The following is a 20,272-nucleotide window of genomic DNA, read 5'->3' as shown; positions in this document are numbered from 1 at the left end:
AGAAGTTTAGATGTCTAAAACTTCTTGACCACAAAATTTAAAACGGATAGATTTATAGACGTCTAAACATCCATTTAATGGCTTGCTCACTTTTAGCACTCAAAATCTAAATTGAATAAGCTAGCTAAACTCAGTAATTACTAGGTGAATAGTATGACTAAGCAAAAAACCGCTACTATCGCAGCACGCGCCGGTATTAACAGCGATAAACATCATGGTGCTGTGGTGGCGCCTATTCACCTATCAAGTACGTATTCACTCAAGGGCTTTAATGAAAAGCGTGATTTTGATTACTCACGCACAGGTAACCCGACAAGAGCGACTTTTGGTAAAGCTATTGCTGACCTTGAAGGTGGTGCTCTAGGTATTGTCACGAGCACTGGTATGGCAGCGGTTCACTTGATTTGTCAGCTACTGTCAGTCGGCGATAAAGTTGTTATTCCACACGATTGTTACGGCGGTAGCTATCGCTTGTTTGTGCACTTGGCAAAACGCGGTCAATTCGATGTTATTGTTGTTGATCAAAGCGACGAGCAGGCACTCAATGATGCGCTTGCACAACAGCCTAAATTGGTGCTGATTGAAACGCCAAGCAACCCGTTATTGCGCTTGGTTGATATTGAAAAAATCGCAGCTGCAAGTAAAGCCGTTGGCGCACTGGTTGCGGTTGACAACACTTTCCTATCGCCAGTTCTGCAGCAGCCATTATCACTGGGTGCTGATATTGTTTTCCACTCTACGACGAAATACATCAACGGTCATAGCGATGTGGTTGGTGGCGTTTTAGTGACTAAAGAACAGGCTCTCGGTGAGGAGCTTGCATGGTGGGCAAACTGTATTGGAATTACCGGCCCAGCCTTTGATAGCTTCTTGGCATTACGTGGCTTAAAGACCTTGCCGCTGAGAATGGCTGCACATCAAGAAAATGCTAATCAAGTTGCTAGCTTCTTGGCAAATCATCCTTCAGTTGAACAAGTGTACTTCCCTGGCTTGGCAGACCACCCTCAGCATGAGTTGGCAAAACGTCAGCAAAAAGACTTTGGTGCGATGTTAAGCTTTGAAGTGAAGGGTGGTGAGCCAGCAGTGCGAGCGTTATTTGACAATCTGTCGCTATTCACGCTTGCACAATCTTTGGGTGGCGTTGAAAGTTTGATCAGTCACCCATCCACCATGACGCATGCGGGAATGGACATCGAAGCACAAAAAGCGGCAGGTATTAGCCAATCATTGGTGCGCTTGTCAGTTGGCATTGAAGATATCAGCGATATTCTAGCCGATCTTGATGCTGGCCTTGCCGCTAGTCAGCAAGCTTAACTTTGGGCGTATTAACATGAGCAGTAATTTAGTCCCAGCCCATTTGCCGCAAGATAGCCTTCCGGAAAATAACTTAGCGCAGAATAAGCAACCACAGAATAATTTAGCCAAACGCGCTATTGAAGTGCATAAGTTTGGTGGTAGTTCGTTGGCATCTATTGAATGTATTAATCGAGTTATCGACATTATTCAGCGCAATTGCCAGCTTGATGACATCGTTGTGGTCTCAGCTTCTGGTGATACGACGGACGATCTTATTGAAATATTTCAGCTTGCCACTGAAAACAGCGATCAGCTTCATCAAACGATTGATGCGTTAAAGCAAAAACAACAAGCGTTAGCAAAAGGTTTGTTGAGTGATTCAAATGTTGAGCCATTAACCACTGCCATTGAGCAAGATTTTGCGTTACTGGCAAAATGGCTACAGCTGGATATTCGAGCGCATGAAGCTGAACTATTAGCTTTTGGCGAAGTTTGGTCGGCAAAGTTGCTTGCTGCAGTATTAGCGGAGCGAGTCTGCCCGAGTTATGCGATAGATGCACGTGAATTTCTCGTGGTCGACAACGACGTTAATTGCCAAGTAGATTACAAACTTAGCCGTGACAATTTGCAGCAACAATTAAATAGCCAGCAATTAACGGTGATCACCGGCTATATTGCTCGTGATAATCAAGGCTTCCCTTGCACATTGGGTCGTAATGGTAGCGATTACTCCGCAACCATAGTGGCTGCATTAACAGATGCGCAAAATGTGACTTTGTGGACAGACGTTGATGGCATTTATAGTGCAGACCCCAGAGTTGTACCGCTATCAAGAAAGCTGCATCGTGTACCGCGCACCGTTGCAAAAGAACTCGGTCGTTTAGGTAATCCAGTATTACACGCCAAGACGCTTCAGCCGTTGGAAAGAGTTGGCAGCCACTTGCATGTTGCCAGTAGCTTTGATCCAGCAACGCCAGGCACAGAAGTTGGTGATTTTGGTCATATTGCGCAGCGAGAGTTGTCGGTAACGTATTTAAACGACTTGTTGCTTGTGCAGTCGCCAAGTTTAATCGGTCAACAAGGGCAATCGGCATTTGAGCAATTTAATGCCATTACTGGCGATATCACCGCTGGCGAACTAGTGATCCAGCTATCGCAGCAAAAAGCCGTCAGTGAATGGTTAGCGAGTTACGGTACTGAAATTAAGTTTACGCCGGTGTCGCTAATGGCGGTTGTAGGTCATCAAGCCTCAAAGCGCGCCAATGTTAAAGCGCGCTTTAAACGTGCATTGAAACAACAAAAAACCATAGCGATTTATAATAGCTTGCACTTAGATAGTATTGTTGCTGTGCTGCCACATGCGTGTAGTGGCGAACTACTTAATAGCGTTCACCAAGCTGTTACTAAAGATGCCAAACATATCGGCTTAGTTGTCGCTGGTTTAGGCAATATTGGTGAGCAATTTTTGGCGGGCTTACCGACGCAGTTAGAGCGTGTTAAAGCGCTAGAGAATGTGCACTTGGTCGGTTTGTTGTCATCACGTAATAGCTTATATCAATTAGATGGTATTGAACCTGAACAGGCGGTTACTTGTTTTGAGCAATCAGCGCAGCCATATCAACTTGACCAAGTTGTTGAGCAACTAGCGAACCACCCATACGATGAGTTAATCGTGGTTGATATCACGCCGAGTGAAGCGTTCAGCAAATTGTATCCACAATTGTTTAGCCATGGTATTCATGTGATTGGCGCCAATAAATGGGCGGCCTCAGCACCGCTTGCTGATTACCATGAAATGCTTGATTTGGCACAGCAACATCAAGCCTTATGGTTAGGCAATACCACGGTTGGGGCAGGGCTACCGATTAACTATGCAATTGAAGATCTACAACAAAGCGGTGATCGCATTGTTGAAATATCAGGGATATTCTCTGGTACGTTATCTTGGTTGTTTGAGCATTATGATGGCAAGCAAGACTTTGCTAGCTTACTTAAAGAAGCGCTGGCGCAAGGCATTACTGAGCCAGACCCACGTGAAGATTTATCTGGTCGAGATGTCCAGCGCAAGCTATTAATTCTGGCGAGATTAGCGGGTTTTAGCTTGTCGTTAGATGATATCAGCTGTGAAAACTTGGTGCCTGAATCGCTTCGCAGTATTTCGTTAGCTGAATTTCTCGAGAGAGCAGAAGAGCTAAATGAGCCGTTTTCACAGCGCTTACACGCAGCGCAGAAACGAAGTCAGTGTATTCGCTATGTGGCAAGGTTTAGCGCAACGTCCGGTCAATGTCGTGCCGAGGTGAGTCTAGAAGCTCTGCCATTGAGCGACGCATTTGCAAGTCTAACGCCTTGCGACAATATTTTTAAAATCGTAAGTGAGTGGTATCAAGAAAATCCACTTATTATTCGTGGCCCTGGCGCAGGGCGTGAAGTCACCGCAGGCGGTTTGCACTCAGATCTAGCCAACGCTTGTAAACAGCTTTCGAGTAAACAACATCAAGTAAAATTAAAGGGGATAAACTAATGACTTATAGCCATGCGCGACAAGTAGAATCACTGAATCAAAGTTTGAGTGAGATCAGCAGTGATATTAATGTGTCATTTGAATTTTTCCCGCCAAATTCCCCTGCAATGGAAACCACTTTGTGGAATTCGATTGAGCGTTTAGCGCCACTTAAGCCGAGCTTTGTCTCAGTGACATACGGTGCTGGCAGCGGCACGCGCGACCGCACACATGATGTCATCAAGCGCATTCAAAAAGAAACTGCGCTGTTGGCAGCCCCGCACTTAACCTGTATTGATGCTGGGCGTGAAGAGCTAGTGCAAATTGCCAAAGATTATTGGGACAGTGGTGTTCGCCATATTGTTGCACTACGTGGTGACTTGCCAGACAGCAGTGAAAAAAAGCCGTCCATGTATGCTGCCGATTTAGTTGAGTTGTTAAAATCAGTCGCAGATTTCGATATTTCAGTAGCAGCTTACCCAGAAGGGCACCCAGAAGCGCCAAATCCGCAATTTGATTTATTAAATTTAAAACGCAAAGTAGACGCTGGCGCATCACGTGCAATTAGTCAGTTCTTCTTCGATATCGAGTCTTACCTAAGATTTAGAGATCGTTGCGTGTCTGTCGGTATTGATGTCGAAATTATTCCAGGCATTTTACCGGTAACTAACTACAACACGTTGAAGCGCTTCGCTGGTTTAACCAATGTTCATGTGCCTAGTTGGATGCCCAAAATGTACGAAGGTTTGGAAGGTGACGAAACGACGCGTCGCTTAGTTGGCGCCAATATTGCCATGGAGCAGGTTAAGGTACTGCAAAAAGAAGGGGTGAAAGACTTCCACTTTTACACGCTAAATCGCGCCGAGCTTACTTATGCAATTTGCCATACGCTAGGAATTCGTCCGAAGTAGATTTTTTACTTTTCCTTATACTTTTTTGCTAACGCATACAAAAGGTTACTATTTAGGTAACCTTTTTGCGTTAAGCTAGCATGATTTGAGTTTAAGGTGCTTTTCACTTATGGTTAGCTGAAAAGCTACATAGCTCCGCAAGAATCAGCCACGTTTGTCGCATGAGTAAAAAGTCGAATCAATCCATATTAACTGCTCAGGTCACTAACTTACTCGACCGCATGTTTAAAACCAGTCCGTTGAAAGACACGATCTTAGATGGTGCGCTTGAGTTTTATGAACAAGATCATGCGGTTAATCAAGCTGTCACGGCACTTGAAGAAAAAGACAAACAGACCTACACCAAACAGGTGCAAGCCCATAGTCCAGCATCCGATCGCAGGCGAGCTGAGCAGGAAGCTAATTCGACACATCAACAACAGCAAGTGCGCTCTGCTCGTATTGCTCGCCATGAGAGATTCGATAATTTGTGTCTTGAGATCCTCGACCTGTGTGAAGGGGAGTCTTATGAAGAAACTAATCGGAAATCTGCGCAGCTACTGGGAACAGTACAACTGTTAACGCCAACCGAGGGAACTGGCATTGCGAAAATAAACGAGCAATATAAACCCTTATATAAAACCGTATTGATGTTGCGCCTGCTTGATCGGCTGATTATTGATGGCGCGGTCAAAGATGCCTATATTCAAGAATTTCTAGGTGAATTCAGTGGTGAGCAGTTTATTCAATTTGCTCGCCTTGACGAAGAAGGCTACAAACGTTTTCGCGATCAAGTAAAAATGCCCCTAATGAAGGCGTCTTTGATTCAAGATATTGGTACCTATCACCCTGAAGCTCAGCAGATTCTGTTTGGCCCTGACGGAGATAGCGATCCTTATCGCACGCTGTCGGTAGATGATCGCAAGCAGTTACTGCAAATTAACTATCGAGAGTCGATTAAGTTTCTCGTCGATGGGCTAGGTGCTGGAGAATACTTTGGTAACTCAAAAAAAGACCGCGAGATATTTCATCACCAAGAGTTGAGAAAACTTAAGTTTATCAAAAACATTCTCAAACAAGCGATTAACCCGAAAGAAAGCTTGGCGAATGTGATTAAAGTACCGCAAATTTACTGCTCAATTGTGTTATCAACCAAGCAGAACTATAAATACAAACTGATCCCTAAAGTTTATCAGGCGTTATATCAAAATGCTGAGCGCGGTGTTTGTAGCGAAAAAGTCGTGGACAGCTTATATAAAATTACCGGCATGTTTCCACAAGGGTTTGGTATTACTTACCTAGCGCTTGACGATGCAGGCAATTCCCTTGAACGCTATGAATACGCGATCGTTAATCAGCTTTATCCTGAAGATCCTGAAGAGCCTATTTGCCGAGTCGCCACTCGACAGCTCACGTTTATTAGCCATGGCGGGGATATTCTGATCCGTAAAAGTGAAAACCTGTATTTTGCTAATTCTGCTAAACGACTTGCCAATATGAGCCGAGCGCGTTTGCAGGAAATACTGGAAAACCTCGTGTCGAATTATCAAGAACGTGCCGATCTCGATCTCATCCCACGTTGTTGGCACCCCAAAGAATACTTTTCAATTCGCAACAATCAAAAACTTTGGAACAAAGCGTCTTAACAGTTCGCTTGAACAAAGGCTAACGCTCGATAATAAGATTAACATGGTAATAGTTTGCCTTCACCATGAGTGTTCAACGCTAACTTTTCATACTTAAATACCCTTTAGATACTAATTTTCTACTGCTAGCTGCGCTTAATTCAGCAAAATTTCTCACCTTAAGCAGGGCTCAAATTCGGCTCACTAAGTGTTATTGCCTATCTCTTTAGGCTAACTAACCTCAGGTTTGGATAAGAAATAGTGAATAACAAATCATTTCAAATGCTTATGTTAATCGTTGTCTTCTAGCGAGAGATTTTTGCTGATATCAAGGCAAATTTGCGCGTCAATAGCCAGTCTATTGCAAGTAAATTTAACGCTGGTAGCAGTACAAATAGCCGCTAGAAGCACATTAGTTATCCAGAGCTGAGGTTAACTATTAATCAGCAAAACAAAACCCAGATTTAGTAATAAATTATTCATAAAATATTTATGTTGAAATGTTGCATAAAAATTCATGCGGTGTTACTTTTCTCGTCACAGTGTGAATAACCTGATTGAAGCAGGCTACGGAAACATCAACATGTATTCAAAGCTCCGACGATAAAGCACCAAGCTATGACCTAATTATCGCTGTTGGTCATTGCAAGATTGAGAATGTTTTGTCTGTTTGCGCAGTACCAAGTAGTCAAGAAAACAAGTTTAGCGTTAGTTTTGTACTGAGTTTTTTGTAAGTTAAATGAATACAATTGCAATTTTGGTGTTTTGATATGAAAGTCGCGGTTATTGGCGCAAGCGGATATGTTGGAGCTGAGCTGATTGGTTTATTGCTACAACACGACAAAGTTTCGATCTCGCATTTAGTGGTATCGGAAAACAGTACTTCCAATGGATCATTATTTTCAGAGTTACATGCTCGCTGGCTGGGGATCTGTGATGTACCCCTCCAGGCTTTTTCAAAGCAATGGTTCGAAGCGGCTGTTGATGAGCTAGATGCGGTCTTTTTTGCGACCCCTCACGAATTTAGTGTTGAGTGGGCGCAATCGTTTATTGAACACGGCGTTCAAGTCTTCGATCTTTCTGGTGGCTTTCGCTTAAAAGAGCCTGCCGATTACCCGACATTCTATGGTTTCGCTCATACGAGCTTACGTGCATTAGCGCAGGCGCAATATGGCCTTGCTGAATGGTTGCCGGAAAATTTCACCGACAGTGAGCTAGTTGCGGTGCCAGGCTGTTACCCAACGGCGAGTTTACTGTCGCTTAAACCTGTGATGACCAATAACTTGCAGCTTGAGGATAGTTTGATTGTTGTTAACGGCATTAGTGGCGTTAGCGGCGCTGGTCGCAATGGTTCGTTAGCGACTAGCTTTAATGAAGTCAGCTTGCGCCCATACAATATTCTTAAACACCGTCATCAGCCGGAAATCAGCCAAGAAGCTGGCGCGCAAGTGATTTTCAATCCGCACCTTGCGCCATTTAAACGCGGCTTATTGGCAACTGTTACTTTAACACTGAATGCCAATGTCACTAGTGAGATGGTCGATCAAGCTTTTGTTAATGCTTATCAAGATCAGCCGCTAGTGCGCATTAAAAAGCAATGTCCGCAAATTGACGATGTTGCGCATACGCCATTTGCTGATGTTTTCTGGCAATACGATGAAAGCAAGCAAGTGCTGGTCGTGACTACGGCAATAGATAACCTACTTAAAGGCGCTGCCTCACAAGCGGTGCAGTGCTTAAATGCTAAACTTGGTTTACCACTTGGCTATTCTTTAGTTGCTCAATCAACAGTTGCTCAATCAGCGGGAGTGAATGCATGAAACCCCTAGTGATAAAAATTGGCGGTGCGATTTTAGAGAAAGCCGATGCGTTAACGCAATTACTGACTGTTATCGCCCAATTGCAGCAACAACAAAATACGCCTGTCGTGTTAGTGCACGGTGGTGGCTGTGTGGTTGATGATATGCTCAAGAAAGCAGGCTTTTCCAGTGAAAAGAAAAATGGCCTTCGCGTGACGCCAGCTGAGCAAATGCCAATTATCAGCGGCGCTTTAGCGGGTAGCGTGAATAAACAAATCGTCGCGACAGCTAGCCAAGTTGGCCTCAATGCGGTCGGGCTTTCACTTGCTGATGGCAATATGGTTAGTTGCACGTTAAATCCTGATGGCCTTGGCGCTGTCGGAATTCCAAAAGCACAGCACAGTAAATTGCTAGACAGCTTATTAAAGGCTGAATTTTTACCTGTGGTTTCCTCAATTGGCATGATTGGTACGGTTAATAATGAAGCGCACGCTGGCGAGCTAGTCAATGTGAATGCCGACGATGCGGCCGTGGTCATCTGTCAGTTACTCAATGCCGAATTACTGCTACTAACCGATGTCAATGGCGTGATGGATGACACGGGCAGCTACCTTGCCGAACTCACCGAAAACCAAGCTTCACAATTAATTGAAGCTGGGGTTATCTCCGGCGGTATGACCGCTAAAGTCAATGCGGCTTTCTATGCTGCCAATCAATTACGACGAAGTATCGCGGTCGCCAGCTGGCAAGCACCAGAGCAGATTTTAACTTTGCTCTCTGGCGCTGCTATTGGTACCCGCATTATTCCCAGCAACGCTGCTTAGTTAGAACACTGTTACCCAAGCAATGTATCGCAGCCTCTTACTCAGTTAGCCACTAGGCAACCGAGTCAAAGAACAACTAGCTAAATACGAATATTTGATACTTTTTTAGGGCACTTTTACTCAGTGCCACGTTAGGAATTTAAGATGACAATCTCACATTTTTTAGCCGACGATTTGCAAAGCAAATCGCAAATTTTAGATCTAATTGCACTCGCTAAAACCATTAAAAGCAACTCTGCTGAATACAGCCAAGCGCTAGCGGGCAAATCAGTAGCGATGATTTTCGAAAAACCATCGCTGCGCACCCATGTGAGTTTCGATATTGGTATTGCCAAGCTCGGTGGCCACGCTCTGTATTTAGGCCAGCAAAATGGCAAATTGGGTGAGCGTGAGCGTGTCAGTGACTACGCGAAAAACCTATCTTGTTACGCCGATGCGATTGTTGCGCGTGTATTTTCCCATCAATCAATTACAGGTCTTGCTGAGCATGCCAGCGTGCCGGTCATTAACGCGCTGTGTGATTTGTATCACCCGTGTCAGGCGCTAGCTGATTTTGTCACGCTTGCCGAACAGTTTGATGATTTGACTCAGGTCAAGCTGGCTTATGTGGGGGATGGTAATAATGTCTCTAACTCTTTGATGTTAGTAGCGGCCATTTTAGGCGTTGATTTCACCCTTGCTTGCCCAGAGGGTTATGGCCCAAATAGCGAGATGTTTGCCAAGGCACAAGCACTCGCTGAACAATCAGGCAGCAAGCTAGTATTAACCCACGATGCTTCAGCCATTGGCGCGCAAGATGTTATCTATACTGATACTTGGGTGTCTATGGGCGACGATACAAAATTTGCCGATATTGAAGCGAGCTTTATGCCGTTTCAGGTCAATCACGCCATGATGGAAACCACAGGTGCAACTAAGGTATTACATTGCCAACCTGCACATTTAGAGCATGAAATCACCACTGCGCTATTTGACGACGAAAAATACGCGATTGTTTTTGAGCAAGCGGAAAACCGTATGTGGGCGCAAATGGCGGTACTGGTCACACTATTTGCGAACCAGTAACTCACTATTTCGACGAACAGATTAAATACAAATTCAGTAAACACAGATTAATAAAGAATTTTTAGGTAACGAACATGGCATTAGCAAAGAAAAAACAAATTAAAAAAGTGGTATTAGCATACTCGGGTGGCTTAGACACCTCGGCAATTATTCCGTGGTTAAAAGAAAACTACGACGGTTGTGAAGTCGTCGCCTTCTGTGCCGATGTCGGTCAAGGTGATGAAGAGCTTGAAGGCATTAAAGAAAAGGCGATTGCCTCAGGTGCCTCTGAATGTCACGTGGTTGATCTCAAAGAAGAGTTCGTTAAAGACTACATTTATCCAATTTTAAAAACGGGTTCAGTGTACGAAGGCCAATACTTATTGGGCACCTCAATGGCGCGTCCTGTCATTGCCAAAGCGCACGTTGAAGTGGCGCTAAAAGTCGGTGCCGATGCGGTTTGTCATGGCTGTACCGGTAAGGGTAATGACCAAGTGCGTTTCGAGTCTTGTTTCGCGGCACTAGCGCCAGAGCTTACCGTGATTGCGCCATGGCGTGAGTGGGACATGGTTTCGCGTGAAGACCTGCTTAATTATCTCGATGAGCGTGATATTCCATGCTCAGCGTCACTGACCAAAATCTATAGCCGTGATGCGAATGCATGGCACATTTCACATGAAGGTGGTGAGTTAGAAGACCCTTGGTGTGAGCCGTCAAAAGAAGTGTGGACCATGACGGTAGATCCGATGGATGCACCTGATACGCCAGAGACAGTGCAATTAAGCTTTGACCAAGGTGAACTGACCGCCGTTGATGGCAAAGCCCTGTCAGCGTATGAAGCACTGGTTTACCTAAATGATAAAGCAGCTGCACACGGTGTGGGTCGTATTGATATCGTTGAAAACCGCTTAGTTGGTATGAAGTCACGCGGCTGCTATGAAACGCCGGGTGGTACGGTATTAATGGCCGCTTACAAAGGCTTGGAAACCCTGATTCTTGATAAAGAATCGCTGAAGTTTAGAGAGTCAATTGGTCTTGAATTCTCACACGTGATTTACGATGGTCGCTGGTTTACGCCGCTGGCAAAAGCACAACTAGCTGCTGCGGCATCCCTATCCGAAAAAGTGACGGGTGATGTGGTCGTGAAACTTTACAAAGGTACCGCGACGGTAACCCAACGTCGTTCACCAAACAGCTTATACTCAGAAGAGTTTGCGACCTTCGGTGCTGATGAGGTTTACGACCAACAGCATGCAGAGGGCTTTATTCGCTTGTTTAGTTTATCGAGCAGAATTACTGCCATGAACCAAAAAGACAAGTAACTAGAAAAGATATAAGTAGCAGCGACATTTAAAGATAAGGTTAGGAGAAAGACTATGGCATTGTGGGGCGGCCGGTTTAAAGAAAAGGCGAGCGTACAATTTAAGAAATTTAACGACTCATTGCCGGTTGATTACCGCATGGCGGTGCAAGATATTGTTGGCTCGATTGCTTGGGCTGGGGCGCTCAATCAAGTAGGCGTGTTGTCTGATGACGAAGTCGCACGCCTTGAGTCAGCACTATTGGAGCTTAAAGCATCGGTAGAAGAAAATCCGAAACAGATTTTATTGTCTGATGCGGAAGATATTCACAGTTGGGTGGAAGTTCAACTGATTGAAAAAACCGGTGACTTAGGTAAAAAACTGCACACAGGCCGCAGTCGTAATGACCAAGTAGCCACTGACCTTAAGCTTTGGTGTAAAGAAACGGGCGGCGAGTTACTTATTGCCTTAGTGAACTTACAGCAAGCGCTAATGAACCTCGCCGATCGTGAATCCAATACTGTATTGCCGGGTTACACCCACTTGCAGCGTGCTCAACCAGTGACTTTTGGTCATTGGTGTTTGGCCTATGTTGAAATGTTTGACCGCGATATTGGTCGCTTAAAAGATTCACTCTATCGTTTAGATGTTTCGCCATTAGGCTCAGGTGCGCTAGCGGGTACGGCCTACCCGATTGACCGCGATAAGTTAGCACATAACTTAGGCTTTCGTGCTGCGACACTAAACAGCTTAGATGCAGTTTCAGACCGTGACCATGTCATTGAGCTATTGTCGACTGCCAGCATCAGCATGATGCATCTGTCGCGTTTTGCCGAAGACTTAATTTTCTATAATTCAGGTGAAGCAGGCTTTGTGGAAATGTCTGACTTGGTTAGCTCTGGCTCAAGCTTAATGCCACAAAAGAAAAACCCCGACGCTTGTGAGCTGATTCGCGGCAAAGCGGGGCGTGTCTTTGGCTCACTCACGGGCATGTTAACCACCATGAAAGCTTTGGCGCTCGCATATAATAAAGATATGCAGGAAGACAAAGAAGGCTTGTTCGATGCCTTAGATACTTGGCAAGAATGTATGGAAATGGCGACGCTAGTGGTTGAAGGGCTGAAGGTAAATAGCGCGAGAACCCTAGCTGCTGCGCAGCAAGGTTATGCTAATGCCACTGAGCTTGCCGATTATCTTGTTAGCAAAGATATTCCATTCCGTGAAGCGCATCATATTGTCGGTGAAGTAGTACTGGCAGCCATTGATAAAGGTGTACCGCTGGAAGATTTGACGTTAACCCAGTTACAAGCCTTTAGCGACAAAATTGAGCAAGATGTCTACCAACACTTATCAATTGAATCGACGCTAGATAAACGTGAGGCGCTGGGTGGCACTTCGCGCTCGCAAGTACAAAAGGCGATTGCCCAAATGCAAAAAGGCCAAACAGTACAAACCGATATTCTTAATGAGCAAGTGGTTGGTGCGCCAGGTAAACAGCAAACTAAGCTGGCGCTTAAACAAGTGCAGCAACGCTTAAATGCACAAAAAGCGGAAGCTTTCTCGGTCCGTCGCGCGCGCATGTCAGATATCGATAAGATCCATCAACAAGTTGCTTACTGGGCGGATAAAGGTGAGATCTTAAGTCGCACTCGCGAAAATATTATTCACGATATTCAAAACTTTGTCGTCGCTGAAGTGGAAGGGCAAGTGGTTGGCTGTGCCTCGCTGTATATTTATGAACCAGGGCTGGCAGAAATTCGCAGTATCGTGGTGGACGACAGCTGGCATGGTCAAGGGCAGGGGCAGGCACTGACACAATACTTGCTGGAATTTGCCCATATGATGGAGCTCGAAACCATTATTGTGCTGACTTACATTCCTGACTACTTCACAAAGTTGGGCTTTAGCACCATTGATAAGTCGACTCTTGCGGATTATATCATTGAAGATAGTGAGCTAAGCCCAAATCGTCATCCAGAAGATGAGATTGCTATGGCTTATCAAGTGTGCCGCGTAGCTAGCTAGCTCACGTTTGTTATCGATTAAATTGAACAGGAAAAGTCTTTAGTGCCAGCTTCACACGCGCGTCAGCAATTAAGTCAGAACGCTAATACTGAAAAGAGCGAAAAAAACCAAGACTACGTAAAGTGGTTTAGAAACGCTGCTCCCTACATTAACGCCCATCGCGGTAAAACTGTGGTGTTAATGTTTGGTGGTGAGGCGGTGCTGCACCCAAACTTTGCCAATATTATTCATGATATTGCCTTACTGCGAAGCCTTGGCGTAAAGCTGGTGATTGTGCACGGTGCGCGCCCGCAAATCGCCGAGCGTGCCGACTTACTCGGTGTTGATCAGCAATTTGAACAGCATCTGCGTATTACCGACCCGAAAACGTTAATGGCGGTTAAAGATGCGACGGGTTCACTGCGGGTTCATATTGAAGCCCTGTTAACCACTGGCTTAGCAAACTCGCCAATGCATGGCGCACAAATTAGGGTCAGTACAGGTAACTTTGTGATTGCTCGCCCGATTGGTGTTAAAGAGGGCGTAGATTATCAGCATACTGGTCTTGTGCGCCGTATTGATACGGAAGCCATTAATCGCCAATTAGACTATGGCTCAATTGTCTTGCTTTCACCTGTTGGTTATTCCACCACAGGTGAAGTGTTTAACTTGGCGCTGGAAGATGTTGCTACACAAACGGCGATTTCATTAGGGGCGGATAAGCTGATTACTTTTACCGAAGATGATGGCTTACTGGATACTGATGGTTCGCTGATTCGTAGTTGTAGTGTCGGTAAAGTCAAAGAGTTATTGGATGCTTATGGTAAGCAAGAAGTGGATCATGTGCGCCAGTTATTGCTGCGCGCCATTATCCAAAGTGGTGAAAACGGCGTAGAGCGTTGTCACTGTGTGTCTTATCAAAGTGATACGGCGCTGCTACAAGAGCTGTTTACCCGTGATGGTGCTGGCACCTTGATTGCCAAAGATCATAAAGAGCATATTGCTACCGCCTCAATTGATGATGTTGGTGGTATTTTAGAGCTTATCCAGCCACTTGAAGAAGAGGGCGTACTCGTACGTCGCTCGCGCAAGCTGCTAGAAACAGAGATTGATCGCTTTATCGTCTTAAAAAAAGAAGAAGTGATCATTGCCTGTGCCGCGCTATATCCCTATCCCGAAGCTAAAGCGGGGGAATTAGCCTGCGTGGTCATTCACCTAGATTACCGCAAAGGAAATCGCGGCGAGCGATTGATCGCTGCCGTTGAAGCCTTTGCCAAACGTCAAAAGTTGGAGCAATTATTTGTCCTCACTACGGTCAGTGGCCATTGGTTTAGAGAGCAGGGCTTTATTGAAACCAGTATTGATGAATTACCAGAAGAGAAAAAACAGATGTACAACTACCAGCGTAAGTCTAAGGTTTTGGTAAAAGGCATTGCGTAACACGTTCTCTTAGCGCGTTTATACTTTGCCCAAGTGAGACTTTCGGTAGAGTAAGTAAACTTAACGTGGTGACAATTTAATAGGGCTGCTTTGCGCAGCCTTTTTCATTTCTAAATGCATACCCTTTATACCAAATTGAATAATTATTTGATCACTCAGCGAGAATTTAAAGGTTCATAGACAAGGCTTGGCGTGTAGAGAATGGTTATTCCCTTGTCAAACGGCATAACGCAGTATATGAGCCTTTAAAACTCGCCTTTGGGAATGCATAAGCAGCATGATAACTGCACAAAATTCACTTGATGTAGAGCAACTATATCGTCATAAATTTCGTTTGTTCTAATACTGCTTATGTCATTCTGAGAGACTAAATAATTAATCAAATTGGTATTAGGCACTATATTTGCTATAAAAGCGATGTTGCTTTTCAGCGTCAATTCTAATTAAAAGTGCTAACTAAAAGCAGCGATAAGTGTCATTAAGTGCGAACAAAGATAGTGGTATTGTGCGTTGTGGTCTATGACAGCCCCTCACAAATTTACTGTACCCATGATTCTGCGCTTAATTGAGCTTCTTATAACGATGGAAAATTTAATAAGCAGTTAAGGTAGGATTTCCTTATGAATAAATTTACTAAGTTAGCGCTTCCCCTTGTTTTTTCTACAATTGTGACAACGGCAAATGCTGGACTTATCTCTGGAACACATGAGTTTCAAAACGATTTTGGTCAAGCTCAACAAGTTGAGCTACAAGACTTAGAGTGGTTATCACTTGATAGCACCTTTGGTATTGCGCGTTTGGATATTGAAAACCAATCGTGGACTGATAACAACGGTGCTATTTGGCAAGCTGATGACTGGCGTTTTGCAACGCGTCAAGAAACCAACACTCTATTGAATTCACTGTCAGGTGGATTAGTCGATGGGTACAGTGTGAGCAACTTCTATGGCGCCACTTGGTTTGCTGAAAATTTTGGTACTAAATCAATATTCAGTAATAACTTTAATGATGCACAAATAGCCTGGTTTAACTATGGTGCAACGAACGCCTGTAGTGATGATTCTGCTCGCACGTGTCAAGGGCAGATCAGAGCCTATGCTGATGCCAAAGATCCCTCTAGCACAGTAGGTCTTCCAGCCAGCCAAAACATTCTAACGGGCAATATTTTTAGCTCTATTTTTGACCCACTAAACCACGCTGGTGTTGGCTATATCGCTGAAAATGATGGCGCTGAATTTGGTCTTAGAAGCAGTGCAACAACAAGTACAATTAGTGAAAGACATTTCGCTGTTGCCAACTTACTCGTTAGAAATGCACCTGTCGATGTACCTGAGCCTGCCCCGATCGGTCTATTAGCGAGTGCATTAATAGGATTAGGAATTATGCGTAAACGAAGCGTTCAAAAATAACTTTCTAATGCTAGTTTTATAATTGATGTAAGCCGAATAGAGCAATCTATTCGGCTTTTTTAATGTCAAAATTCTTAGTGATTCAATTATATTGGATAAGGAATAGCAGGTAGATTTGGCGTCGCTAATGACCACAAAAACTACCAATATAAACGGCTACAGGTAGTGGTTATCTAGTCTCCGCGATTGCTTATCCATACTGTTTGATAAGGTGCTAACTCGATCGCTTGAGTGAGATCATCAAAACTTTGCTCTGAAATCAAATCGACCCAGTGCTCTGTGATAATCAAGTTTAGCTCAGAAATAGGTAATTCTTGTGACTGATCGGTCACATTGGTTATGCAGAAGATGCTTTGTCGACGATCTTGGCTTTGACGCCAAAAGCCAAATAAGTTGAGCCCTAAATGCAGCGTAAACTGCGTCGCATTGGGATGAAACGCCTTTTGTGCGGTGCGAATATCAATTAGCGTTAGCATTTGTTTTAGTACATTGGCGTGCGGATTTGTTTCATCGGCGAGTTGTTGTTCTAACGCCTCATAATCCCAACGGTGGCGATTAATGGCGCGATTATGATGGGTGTTTTTTAGTTTTTCATAATCGTTGCGCGTACCAAGTAAGCTGTGAATATAAATACCTGGAATACCTTCTAAACCAAGCATAATTGAATGCGCACAAATAAAGCGCTGCATGCCCCACTTATCAGGGCCATTAACTGTGCCTTGCAGTGCGTCAAACAAAGAAATATTCATCTCATAGGCTTTCTGCTCGCCCGACTCACTAGTGCGCCACGAAATGGCACCACCAAAATTTTTCATAGTATTGATCAGCAATGATATTTCTTGATCGCTTAATAAGCCTTCCGCGGGTCTTAAGCCGATGCCGTCGTGTGAAGCGATAAAGTTGAAGTAAGTGGTGCCATCTTGCGCGGGTGGCATACTCATTAACCAACGCTTTAAGTACAAGCAGTTGCCTGTGATCAGGGTATTAATCAACAGTGGTGGCAATGAGAAATTGTAAATGCAGTGGGCTTCGTTAGCATTGCCAAAATAGGTCAGATTCTGGGTGTTTGGGATGTTGGTTTCGGTAATAATTACCGCATCGGGTTGCGCATGCTCGATTAGTGTACGCAGTAAACGCACGACTTCATGGGTTTGCGGTAGATTAATCGAAGGTGTACCTGCAATTTTCCATAAAAAGGCAACGGCATCCATACGAAATATACGCACACCATTGTCTAAATACAGGCGAATAACTTTAACGAATTGGCTAAGAACTTCAGGATTGCGAAAGTCTAAATCCACTTGGTCGTGACTAAAGGTACACCAAACATATTGTTCACCTCTGGCTGTTTCCGTTTTACGCAACAATTGGGAAGTCCGCGGGCGAACTACCTGACTTAGTTCGTCATGCGGAGAAGCAGTAAAGAAGTAATCATGACCTTGTCCTTCACCTTTAACAAAGTTGTCAAACCACAAACTGCGTGAAGAACAATGGTTAATTACCAAGTCCGACATTAACCGCTTTTTATTGGCAATGGCGGTGATATCTCCCCAGTCACCTAATGCTTCGTTGACTGATGAGTAGTCAATGACAGAGAAACCATCATCGGAGCTATAGGGAAAAAATGGCAAAATATGAATGCTATTGATGTGATCTTGTAGGTAATGGTCGGCAAAATGTTGCAATGTCACCAATGGTTTTTCATTTTCTTTGAGTAACGAGTCACCATAGGTGATCATCACTACATCTTGTTCAGACCAATGATTAGAGTAGGGCGCCGGCGGCTTACTTTGCTCGCTCAAACGCATGATTTGAATAAGATTCAAGGCAAGCGATTGATAACTGATATCGAGCTCAACATCAGCATAAATTACCGCTAATTGTTGCGTTAGCTTGTTAGTTAACACCTCCAATGTGCTGTTGGTACACTCTGCCATTTTATTGCCTACTTTTTACTAAACTAAGAAGTTAATTAAGGACTGAACTACTCACTGAACTAAGCATTGAGCTAAGCACAGAATAAAGCCCATTATTTTGGGCTAAATTCTAAGTTGTCTTGCTCTACCGCTTCTTTGAGCTCATTTAAAATATTGGGTTCTGCGCTGATCACACGGTTCCACGTTGGAATAAATGGCGTTTCCATTGGGTTCTCAAGGAAGGTTTGGCCAGCATTCATAATGTTTTTCGCGAACATCTCTACTGCCGCCTCTTCATTGTGAATATCTAGTGATAAACCGTTCATTAGCGCATCGTGGCGATAAGTTTCTACGTAGTCGAGCGCAATACGGAAGTAGGTTGCTTTGATTGAGCGGAACGTTTCAGTGCTAAAAGTATGACCTTGAGTAGCAAGTTTACGGAAGAACGCTTTGGTAATATCGATCGACATTTTTGACAGGCCAGCTTCAGCGTTATCCAGTGACAAGTCTTGATGCTTATGATCATAAACATCAGCGATATCAACCTGACAGATACGGTTGGTGGCGTAATTGCGGTGCATTTCACTTAATACACCAATCTCTAGGCCCCAATCACTAGGAATTCTGAGGTCATTTAATACATCGCGACGGAATGAGAATTCGCCCGCTAATGGGTAACGAAAACAGTCCATATAGTCGAGATATTCATTCGGACCAACAACGCGTTTTAGTGCACGAATAAGTGGCGTAACCAATAAGCGAGAAACGCGACCGTTTATTTTGCCATCGGCAACGCGAGCATAGAAGCCTTTACTGAATTCATAGTTAAACTGAGGGTGTGCAACTGGATAGAGCAAACGGGCGAGTAAGTCTTTTTCGTAGGTCAAAATGTCGCAGTCGTGCAAGGCAACAGATTCGGCGCGATTAGATGCCAAGATATACCCCATGCAGTACCAAACATTACGCCCTTTACCGAGCTCTGTTGGAGCCAGACCTAAAGCTTGCAGCTTGGCATCAATCGCTTTTAATCTTGGCCCATCATTCCATAGTACACGATGGTGTTGTGGCAGCTTGTCAAAAAACTCTAAGGCGTAGCGATATTGGGCTTCATCGGCGCGATCTAGGCCGATAACGACCTCTGATAAATAAGGCACTTGCGCTATTTTGTCGATAATTTTTGCCAGCGCCGGCCCTTCTAATTCGGAAAATAAAGAGGGTAATAATAGACCTAATGGGCGTGTTTGATTAAAACTGACAAGCTCTTTTTCCATGTCTTCGTATGAGCGTTGGCCTAGATTGTGTAACGTAGTAACACTGCCATTTTGATAAAAGTCAGCCATGAGAAAGTTCTCCCGTTGGTTTTGTGGGGTTGGTGGCAAGCGCTGAAAAATCGATGATGAAGTTTAATGCTTCACTCCAACCGATTGGCCCATAGCCTTGAGTTTGGTAGATAAACTTTATTTTACTGGTGTTTAGTAGCGGGTAGGTGTGAGTCGGTGATTTAATTTGCACGGCGATATCTGCTGCCTCTAGCATCGCAGTATCGTTGCCACTATCACCAAGTGCAATCACATTCACATTCGCCAACTGAAGTTGGTGTTGATATTCGCCTGCTAGCCAGTTCATGGCTTTACCCTTATCACATGCATCACACAGATGAATAAAGCGGCCACCCAAAAGAATGTTGGCACCTAACGCTTGAGCGGCATTGATAAAAGCGTGCTTTTCATTTTCGCCGCCACGCCAAAGCACAGGCTCGCCATATTGGCGTTGATTTGCCAGCTGCGCATCGGCAAGACTTAGCCCTGTGACCTTGGCAATTTCTTCAATGCTCATTGCTGCAAAATGGGTAAAATATTGACCAAACTCTGGCTTTAATTGCTCTGCTATTGCAATGTAATTTGAGCGCGGAGAACTAAAGGTTTTTACCCAAAAAGGCGGTTGTGACTCGCAGTCTTCAGGCTGCTTAGTAAACAAGGATTTTGGGATATAAACGGCCGCACCATTCTCAACAATAAAGGGGCCATTAATAGCCATTGCTTCATACAAATGTGTGACTTCCTGCACTGTTTTGCTGGTTGTTGCAATAACTGGAATTTGATGCGCTTTAAGCTTTTCCAGTGTCGGCTCTGCCGCAGCGAAACTGTAGTTGTGATGGTCGAGTAAGGTGCCATCAAGGTCAGTGAATACCATAGGCAAGGCACTATTTGCCGTTATTGTCATC

14 protein-coding genes are annotated in these 20,272 nt (G+C 44.4%); 11 read left to right on the top strand and 3 right to left on the bottom strand.

Annotated elements, in window-relative coordinates:
- Positions 1 to 153 precede the first annotated feature (153 nt).
- The 11 genes from metB to DXX92_RS17765 all read left to right on the top strand — a co-directional run bounded on the left by metB (position 154) and on the right by DXX92_RS17765 (position 16,132).
- On the top strand, positions 154 to 1,314 hold the full coding sequence (gene metB / locus DXX92_RS17815) for a cystathionine gamma-synthase (RefSeq protein ID WP_116002015.1): 1,161 nt from the start codon (positions 154 to 156) through the stop codon (positions 1,312 to 1,314).
- A 16-nt stretch (positions 1,315 to 1,330) separates the two neighbouring features.
- Positions 1,331 to 3,817, top strand: coding sequence for a bifunctional aspartate kinase/homoserine dehydrogenase II (gene metL / locus DXX92_RS17810; protein WP_116002508.1), 2,487 nt, complete (start codon positions 1,331 to 1,333; stop codon positions 3,815 to 3,817).
- The gene (gene metF, locus DXX92_RS17805) at positions 3,817 to 4,707 is read left to right on the top strand and encodes a methylenetetrahydrofolate reductase (RefSeq protein ID WP_116002014.1); all 891 of its coding nucleotides are present in this window, start codon (positions 3,817 to 3,819) and stop codon (positions 4,705 to 4,707) included. Before metL ends, metF begins: the two co-directional genes overlap by 1 nt.
- A gap of 161 nt (positions 4,708 to 4,868) precedes the next feature.
- Positions 4,869 to 6,332, top strand: a complete 1,464-nt coding sequence (locus tag DXX92_RS17800) for a hypothetical protein (protein ID WP_116002013.1) — start codon at positions 4,869 to 4,871, stop codon at positions 6,330 to 6,332.
- 749 nt (positions 6,333 to 7,081) lie between these two features.
- Positions 7,082 to 8,131, top strand: a complete 1,050-nt coding sequence (argC, locus tag DXX92_RS17795) for an N-acetyl-gamma-glutamyl-phosphate reductase (protein ID WP_116002012.1) — start codon at positions 7,082 to 7,084, stop codon at positions 8,129 to 8,131.
- Positions 8,128 to 8,934, top strand: coding sequence for an acetylglutamate kinase (gene argB, locus DXX92_RS17790; protein WP_116002011.1), 807 nt, complete (start codon positions 8,128 to 8,130; stop codon positions 8,932 to 8,934). The genes argC and argB overlap by 4 nt, the downstream gene beginning before the upstream one ends.
- A gap of 150 nt (positions 8,935 to 9,084) precedes the next feature.
- Positions 9,085 to 9,999, top strand: a complete 915-nt coding sequence (locus tag DXX92_RS17785) for an ornithine carbamoyltransferase (RefSeq protein ID WP_428977367.1) — start codon at positions 9,085 to 9,087, stop codon at positions 9,997 to 9,999.
- A gap of 74 nt (positions 10,000 to 10,073) precedes the next feature.
- Entirely contained in the window at positions 10,074 to 11,300 is a 1,227-nt protein-coding gene (locus DXX92_RS17780; RefSeq protein WP_116002009.1) for an argininosuccinate synthase, read from the top strand.
- A gap of 54 nt (positions 11,301 to 11,354) precedes the next feature.
- Positions 11,355 to 13,304: an argininosuccinate lyase gene (gene argH, locus DXX92_RS17775; protein ID WP_116002008.1), complete on the top strand. Its 1,950-nt coding sequence runs from the start codon at positions 11,355 to 11,357 to the stop codon at positions 13,302 to 13,304.
- A gap of 42 nt (positions 13,305 to 13,346) precedes the next feature.
- A complete protein-coding gene (gene argA / locus DXX92_RS17770; protein WP_116002007.1) occupies positions 13,347 to 14,723 on the top strand; it encodes an amino-acid N-acetyltransferase in 1,377 nt (458 codons plus the stop codon).
- Between the two features lie 620 nt (positions 14,724 to 15,343).
- The gene (locus DXX92_RS17765; protein WP_116002006.1) at positions 15,344 to 16,132 is read left to right on the top strand and encodes a PEP-CTERM sorting domain-containing protein; all 789 of its coding nucleotides are present in this window, start codon (positions 15,344 to 15,346) and stop codon (positions 16,130 to 16,132) included.
- A gap of 173 nt (positions 16,133 to 16,305) precedes the next feature.
- On the opposite strand, the gene DXX92_RS17760 is transcribed toward DXX92_RS17765, so the two are convergent.
- The 3 genes from DXX92_RS17760 to DXX92_RS17750 all read right to left on the bottom strand — a co-directional run bounded on the left by DXX92_RS17760 (position 16,306) and on the right by DXX92_RS17750 (position 20,271).
- Positions 16,306 to 18,069, bottom strand: a complete 1,764-nt coding sequence (locus DXX92_RS17760) for a sugar phosphorylase (protein ID WP_116002005.1) — start codon at positions 18,067 to 18,069, stop codon at positions 16,306 to 16,308.
- Between the two features lie 92 nt (positions 18,070 to 18,161).
- The gene (locus DXX92_RS17755) at positions 18,162 to 19,388 is read right to left on the bottom strand and encodes a glycosyl transferase (protein WP_116002004.1); all 1,227 of its coding nucleotides are present in this window, start codon (positions 19,386 to 19,388) and stop codon (positions 18,162 to 18,164) included.
- Complete coding sequence (locus tag DXX92_RS17750) at positions 19,381 to 20,271, bottom strand: HAD-IIB family hydrolase (RefSeq protein WP_245961523.1); 891 nt, start codon at positions 20,269 to 20,271, stop codon at positions 19,381 to 19,383. Before DXX92_RS17750 ends, DXX92_RS17755 begins: the two co-directional genes overlap by 8 nt.
- Between the last annotated feature and the right edge of the window lies 1 nt (position 20,272).

Source organism: Thalassotalea euphylliae, assembly GCF_003390395.1.
GTDB lineage: Bacteria > Pseudomonadota > Gammaproteobacteria > Enterobacterales > Alteromonadaceae > Thalassotalea_F > Thalassotalea_F euphylliae_C.
This window is presented reverse-complemented; position numbering and strand designations above follow the sequence as displayed.